Below are 7940 nucleotides of genomic sequence, written 5' to 3'. Positions count from 1 at the left end.
TACGGCAGCGGGGAGCGGCTGTACCGCACGGGTGACGTGGTGCGCTGGAACGCCCAGGGCGAGGTGGAATACCTCGGCCGTGCCGACGAGCAGGTCAAGATCCGCGGCTTCCGCATCGAACCCGGCGAGGTCCAGTCCGTGATCGCCGGCCACGACCTGGTCCGCCAGTCCGTCGTGTTGGTCCGCGAGGACGTGCCCGGCGACAAGCGCCTGGTCGCCTACGTCGTCCCCGACGGCGACACTGCGGGTGGCGAACTCGCCCAGCACGTCACTGACTTCGTGGCGTCCCAGCTGCCGGAGTACATGGTGCCGTCGGCCGTGGTGGTGCTGGACGCCCTGCCGCTGTCGGTGAACGGCAAGCTGGACCGCAAGGCCCTGCCCGCTCCCGTGTACTCCACCGGCTCCGGTCGCGGCCCGGCGAGCGTGCAGGAGGAGATCCTCTGCGCGGCCTTCGCCGAGGTGCTCGGCCTGGAGAGCGTCGGCGTGGACGACGACTTCTTCCGTCTCGGCGGTCACTCCCTGCTCGCGATGCGTTTCGTGAGCCGGGTGCGGTCGATCCTGGGTGTGGAGGTGCCGCTGCGGGTGCTGTTCGAGGCGCCCACCGTCGCCGGGCTCGCGGCCCGGCTCGTGGGTGCGGACCGCGCGCGGGTGGCACTGACGGCGGAGGAGCGGCCGGAGCGGGTGCCGCTGTCGTTCGCGCAGCGCCGGCTGTGGTTCATCAACCAGCTCGAAGGGGACGGTGCCGCCTACAACGTCCCGGCGGTCATCCGGCTGTCCGGTGACGTGGACCGTGATGCGCTGGGCGCCGCGTTCCTGGACGTACTCGGACGGCACGAGGTGCTGCGCACCGTCTTCCCGGTGGTCGACGGCGAGCCCTACCAGCACATCCTGGATCCGCAGGACCTGGAATGGCAGCTGACCGTGTCCGAGGTGGCGCCTGAGGACCTGTCGACCACGGTCGACCGGGCGCTGAACCACACCTTCGACCTGGCGTCCGAGCTGCCCATCAGGGCCTGGTTGTTCGAGGCGGGTGCGGAGCTGCGGGCGTTGGTCGTGGTGATGCACCATGTGGCCAGTGACGGCTGGTCGAGGGGCCCGCTGGCGCGGGATCTGTCGGCCGCCTATGCGGCGCGCAGTGCGGGCCGGGCGCCGGAGTGGGCGCCGCTGCCGGTGCAGTACGCGGACTACACCCTGTGGCAGCGCGAGATCCTCGGTGACGAGAACGACCCCGAGAGCCTGATGGCCGGCCAGATCGCCTACTGGCGTGAGGCGTTGTCCGGCTCTCCGGAGGAGCTGGGTCTGCCGTTCGACCATGTGCGTCCCGCCGTGGGTTCGCATCGGGGTTATCAGGTGCCGGTGGAGGTTCCGGCGGCTGTGCATGAGCGGCTGGTGGAGGTGGCCCGGGCGGAGGGCGTGACACCGTTCATGGTGTTGCAGGCCTCGCTCGCCGTGCTGCTCTCCAAGCTCGGTGCGGGGACGGACATTCCGATCGGTTCGGCGAACGCCGGCCGCACCGACGAGGCGCTCGACGACCTGGTCGGCTTCTTCATCAACACGCTGGTGGTGCGGACGGAGCTGTCGGGGTGGCCGAGCTTCCGCGAGGTGCTGGGCCGGGTGCGGGAGCGGACGCTGTCCGCGCTGGCGCATCAGGATGTGCCGTTCGAGCGGTTGGTGGAGGAGCTGGCGCCGGCCCGCTCGATGGCCCGCCACCCGCTCTTCCAGGTCGTCCTGACCAAGCAGAACACCGTGGACGCGGTGTTGGAGCTGCCCGGTATGCAGCCCGGCACGACACCCGCGGACCCCGGATCGTCCGAGTCCGAGCCCCGCAAGCCGGATCCGACCGCCCACGAGTCCGCGGCCAAGTTCGACCTCGACGTCCTCGTGGGTGAGGACTTCGACGCCGATGGTCGTCCGGCGGGTGTGCGTGGCACGGTGACGGTGTCGGCGGATCTGTTCGAGCCGGTGTGGGCCGGGCGGATCGCTGCGGCCTGGGTTCGGGTGCTGGATGCGGTGACGCGCGACCCGGGCGTTGCGGTGGCTTTGGTGGATGTGGCTGACGCGGTCGAGCGTGAGACGGTGCTGACCGGGTGGAACGCCACGGCGCTGGAGGTTGCGGCCTCGTCGGTGGTGGAGTTGTTCGAGGCGCAGGTGGCGCGGACGCCGGATGCGGTGGCGATCGTGGCCGACGGTGAGCGGCTGACCTTCGCCGAGCTGGATGCGCGGGCGAACCGGCTGGCGCACTATCTGATCAGTCAGGGTCTGGGTGCCGAGTCGGTGGTGGGCCTGGCGCTGCCGCGTGGTGTCGAGATGGTCGCCGGGATTTTGGCGGTGTGGAAGGCGGGGGCGGGTTATCTGCCGCTGGATGCCGCACAGCCGACGGAGCGGGTGGCCTTCGCGATGAAGGACAGCCGGGCGGCGCTGGTGGTGACCACGGAGGAGATCCTCGACGAACTGCCCTCGGTGGGCGTGCGGTTGGTGGCCGTCGATGGCGCTCTCGTGCGGATGCAACTGGCCGGCCTGCCCGAGACCGCACCCGGTGTCGCCCTGCAGTCCGACGGCCTGGCCTATGTGATCTATACGTCGGGTTCGACGGGCCGTCCGAAGGGTGTCGCGGTCACACACGGTGGTGTGGCGAACTATGTGTCCTCGGTGCCCGGCCGGGTCGGGTTCGATGTGCCGGGCGGCCGGTATGCGCTTCTTCAGGCGCAGGCCACCGACCTGGGCAACACGGTGGTCTTCGCGAGCCTGACGACCGGTGGCGAGCTGCATGTTCTGCCCGAGGAGGCGGTCACCGACCCGGCGCTGGTGGCTGGCTACCTGACCGAGCATCGGATCGACTTCCTCAAGGCCGTTCCCTCCCACCTGGCGGCGCTGGCTTCCGTGGCCGGGGTGGAGGGCGTACTGCCGGCACGTTCGCTGGTCCTGGGCGGCGAGGCCGCATCCCCGGAGCTGGTGCGTGAGCTGACCGAACAGGCCGGCGATGCGGCGGTGTTCAACCACTACGGTCCGACGGAGACGACGATCGGTGTCGCGACCACCCGCCTGAGCGCGGACGACGCGGCCGCAGGCATGGTCCCGGTCGGCTCGCCGGTAGGTAACACGCGCTTCTATGTCCTCGATGCCGCTCTACGGCCGGTGCCTGTGGGTGTCGCGGGTGAGCTGTATGTGGCGGGTGCGCAGCTGGCGCGCGGCTATGTCCAGCGCCCCGGTCTGACGGCGGAGCGGTTCGTGGCGAACCCCTTCGAGCCGGGTGTGCGGATGTATCGCACGGGTGACCGGGCCCGCTGGACGGCGGAGGGCCGGGTGGTCTTCCTGGGCCGCACCGACGAGCAGGTCAAGATCCGCGGCTACCGCGTCGAGCTGGGTGAGGTGCAGTCGGTCGCTGCCGCGTACCCGCTGGTGGCTCAGGCGGCCGTCGTGGCCCGCGCCGACGTCCCCGGGGAGACCCGTCTGGTGGCGTATGTCGTAGCGGACGACCCGGACGAGGACACCAGCGGACTTCCCTCCGCGGTACGTGAGTTCATCGGGCGGCGTCTGCCGGAGCACATGGTGCCGTCGGCGGTCGTGGTCTTGGATGAGCTGCCGCTGACCGGGAACGGGAAGCTGGACCGCAAGGCGCTGCCCGCCCCGGACTACGGCAACTCCTCGGCCGGTAGCGGCCGCCGCGCGGCGACCTTGCAGGAGGAGTTGCTCTGCCTGGCCTTCGCCGAGGTCCTCGGACTGGAGAGCGTCGGCGTGGACGACGACTTCTTCGACCTTGGCGGTCACTCCCTCCTCGCGGTGCGCCTGGTCAGCCGTATCCGCATCGTTCTGGGTGTCGAGACCGAGATCCGCACCCTGTTCGAGGCCCCGACCGTCGCGGCCCTCGCCGCCCGCCTCGCCGGCGCCGAAACCGCCCGCACCCCCCTCACACCGATGCCGCGACCGGAAAGCCTCCCGCTCTCCTACGGGCAGCGCCGGCTGTGGATCATCAACCAGATGGACGGCCCCAGCAGCACCTACAACATCCCGGTCAGCTCGCAGATCCCGGGCGATGTGGACGCCCGTCAGCTGAACGCCGCGTTCCTCGACCTGATCGAGCGGCACGAGGTGCTGCGCACCGTGTTCCCGGCCGTCGACGGCGAGCCGCACCAGCGGATCCTGGAACCCGCCGCACTGGACTGGGCACTGCAGGTGATCGACGTGGAGCGGGATGCGCTGGGCGCGGCGGTCGACGAGGCCGAGCAGTACGAGTTCGACCTGTCCTGCGAGATCCCGATCCGGGCGACGTTGTTCCGGGTCGGCCCCGAGGAGTGCGTGCTGGTGATCGTGGTGCACCACATCGCCTCCGACGGCTGGTCGTGGGGTCCGACCATGGCCGACCTGAGGACGGCCTACGCGGCGCGCAGCGCCGGCCGGGCACCCGCGTGGGAGCCGCTGCCGGTCCAGTACGCGGACTACACGCTCTGGCAGCGCGAGGTGCTCGGCGACTCCGTCGACCCGGAGAGCCTGAGTGCGCGTCAGATCGCTTACTGGCGCGAGGCGCTGGCCGGGGTCCCGGAGGAGCTGGAGCTGCCGGCCGACCGGCCGCGACCGGCGACGGCGAGCCACCGGGGCCACCGGACGGCGCTGGAGGTCTCGCCGGAGGTGCACGCGCGACTGTCGGAGATGGCGCGGTCCGAGGGCGTGACCATGTTCATGGTCATGCATGGTGCGCTGTCCGTCCTGCTCAACCGGCTCGGTGCGGGCACCGACTTCCCGATCGGGTCGGCTGCGGCAGGCCGTACGGACGAGGCGCTGAGCCCGTTGATCGGGTACTTCGTCAACACCTTCGTGGTACGGACCGACGTGTCGGGCGATCCGACCTTCCGCGAGGTGCTCGCGCGGGTCCGGGAGGCCGCGCTGGGGTCGCTCTCCCACACGGACGTGCCGTTCGAGAAGCTGGTGGAGGAGCTGTCGCCGGCCCGTTCGATGGCCCGCCACCCGCTCTTCCAGGTGATGTTCCTGCTGGAGAACGCCGTCCGTGCGAAGAGTGACACGAGGACCGAAGAGCCCGGTCACTGGACCAACGGCGACTCCTACGAGAACGCCGACGGCGGCGTCCTGGCCACCCGCTCCGCCACGGTCAAGTTCGACCTGGACTTCGACATGGTCGAGGTGCACGACGTGGAGGGCGCGCCGACCGGGATGCACGGCGGGCTGACCGCCTCGGCGGACCTCTTCGACGCCGAGTCGAGCGTGCGCATCGCGCAGCGGTGGGTCCGGCTCCTGGCGACCCTGGCCGCCGACCCGGACCTGCGGGTAAGCGAGGTCGACCTGCTCGGCCCGGAGGAGCGGCACCGGGTGCTCACCGAGTGGAACGCCACCGAGGCGCCCGTGCCGGACGCGACGGTCGTGGAACTCTTCGAGGCGCAGGCCGCCCGGACGCCCGACGCGGTCGCGCTGGTGCAGGGCGAGATCGAGCTCAGCTACGCCGAGCTGGACGCCCGGGCGAACCGGGTGGCGCGGCTGCTCGCGGGCCGGGGCATCGGCCCGGAGGACGTGGTCGCGGCGGTCTTCGAGCGCACCGTCGACCTGGTGGTGGCGCTTCTCGGGGTGATCAAGGCGGGTGCCACCTACCTGCCGATCGACCCGGCGTACCCGGCGGACCGGATCGCTTATGTGATCGCCGACTCGGGTGCCGTGTGCCGTCTCACCAGCGAGAGCCTGGGCGAGCGGCCGGCCGAGCCCGAGGGACGGCTGGCCGAGGACACCGAGGCGCAGCGGGTCCCGGTGGTGCTGCTCGACTCCGTCGAGGTGCGGGCCGAGCTGGCGGCGCTGGCGGACGGCCCGCTGACGGACGGTGAGCGCACGGCGGCCCTGCTGCCGGAGCACCCGATGTGGGTGATCTACACCTCCGGCTCCACCGGGCGCCCCAAGGGCGTGCTGGTGGAACACCGGGCGATCGTCAACTTCCTGTCGGCGATGCAGGACCGCTTCGCGCTGGACGCCGACGAGCGGCTGCTGGCGGTGAGCACGCACGGCTGCGACATGGCCGGGTTCGAGTTCTACCTGCCACTGCTGAACGGCGCCCGGATCGTACTGGCCGCGCAGGAGCAGGTGCTCGACCCGTGGGCGCTGCGCGCTCTGATCCGGGACACCGGTGCGACGATCGTGCACGCCACGCCGAGCCTGTGGCGCGGCCTGGTGGCCGACGCCGAGGATCCGGTGGACTGGTCACGGGTCCGGGCGATGATCGGCGCCGAGGCGCTGCCGGCCGACCTGGCGCGGACCCTGCTGAGCCGCACGCCCACCCTGACCAACCTGTACGGTCCGACCGAGACCACGGTCTGGTCGACCGGCAAGGAGCTGGCGGGCGAGGACGCGGACGCGTCGTCGATCGGCTCCCCGATCGGCAACACCCGGGTCTACGTGCTGGACGAGCGCCTGTCGCCGGTGCCGGTCGGCGTGGCCGGCGAGCTGTACATCGCGGGGCGCAGCGTTGCGCGCGGCTACCTGGGCCGGCCGGGTCTGACGGCGGGCCGGTTCGTCGCCGACCCGTTCGCGGGCGTCGGCGAAAGGATGTACCGGACGGGCGACGTGGTGCGGTGGACCGCGCACGGCGACCTGCAGTACGTCGGGCGCTCGGACGACCAGGTGAAGGTGCGCGGCTTCCGCGTGGAGCTGGGCGAGATCGAGTCGGTGCTCGCCGGGCACCGGTCGGTGGGCCAGGCCGTGGCGTTGGTGCGTGAGGACGTCCCCGGCGACCAGCGGCTGGTGGCCTATGTGGTGCCGAAGCGGGACATTGCGCAGGAGGAGCTGGACCAGCTCGGGCAGGCGGTGCGCGGGGTGGCGCAGGACCGGCTGCCGGGGTACATGGTCCCGTCCGCGGTGGTGGTGATCGACAAGCTGCCGCTGATGCCGAACGGCAAGCTGGACCGCAAGGCCCTCCCGGTGCCGGAGACCGAGGTGCGCGAGGACGCCCACCACTCGGTCACCTCCTTCGAGGCGAACATCGGCGCCGCGTTCGCGGAGGTCCTCGGAGTAGACAGCGTCGGCGTGGACGACGACTTCTTCGCCCTCGGCGGCCACTCGCTGCTCGCCGTCCGGCTGGTGGAGAAACTGCGGGAGGTCGGGGTGACGATCGCGGTGCGGGACCTGTTCGCGGCACCCACCGTGGCCGAGCTGATGAAGCGGATGAGCCTGTCCTCGGTGCGGGACGCGCTGGACGTGCTGCTGCCGATCCGGGAGCAGGGCGAGCGGCCGCCGTTCTTCTTCCTCCACCCGGCGGTCGGCGTCAGCTGGTGCTACATGTCGCTGGTGCGGTACGTGCCTGCCGACGTCCCGCTGTACGCCCTGCAGGCCCGCGGCCTCGACGGCAGCGGAGAACTCGCCGGATCCATCGCGGAGATGGCAGCGGACTACATCGAGCAGATGCGGTCGGTGCAGCCGAGCGGCCCGTACCACCTGCTGGGCTGGTCGTACGGCGGGGCCCTCGCCCACGAGATCGCCGTCCAGCTGCAGGCGGCCGGCGAGGAGGTCGGGGCGCTGGTGCTGCTCGACCAGTACCCGTGGGATCCCGAGGAGGAGAAGCACCTGGCGGCGCGGGAGGCCGAGTTCGACCAGGAGGAGCTGCTCGACCGACTGGTCGACGTGGTGCGGCTGGAGGCGGGTGGAGCGCTCGGCGCGATCACCGACGACGAGTACCGGATCTTCGCGAAGGTGCTGTACAACGGCCGTCAGATCCGGCACGACCATGTGCACGGACGGTTCGATGGTGACGCCCTGCTGATCGTCGCCGAGGAGGGGCGTGAGGAGGACGGGCCGACCGCCGAGGACTGGGCGGAGTTCGTGACCGGCACGGTGGCGCAGGCCGGGGTGCCGTGCACCCACTACGACCTCGCGAAGCCGGAGAATCTGGGCCTCGTCTGGGCCGAGGTGTCCGCGTGGCTCGGCTGGGAGGACTGACGCCGGGACGGGTG

Annotated in this window: 1 protein-coding gene; it reads left to right on the top strand. The window is 71.3% G+C overall.

The window, feature by feature from the left end; translation table 11 throughout:
* The first annotated feature begins 18 nt into the window (after window positions 1-18).
* Window positions 19-7926, top strand: coding sequence for an amino acid adenylation domain-containing protein (locus tag ACFYWX_RS02950; RefSeq protein ID WP_389422175.1), 7908 nt, complete (start codon window positions 19-21; stop codon window positions 7924-7926).
* Window positions 7927-7940 lie beyond the last annotated feature (14 nt).

Source organism: Streptomyces sp. NPDC002888 (assembly GCF_042888465.1).
Classification (GTDB): domain Bacteria; phylum Actinomycetota; class Actinomycetes; order Streptomycetales; family Streptomycetaceae; genus Streptomyces.
This window is presented reverse-complemented; position numbering and strand designations above follow the sequence as displayed.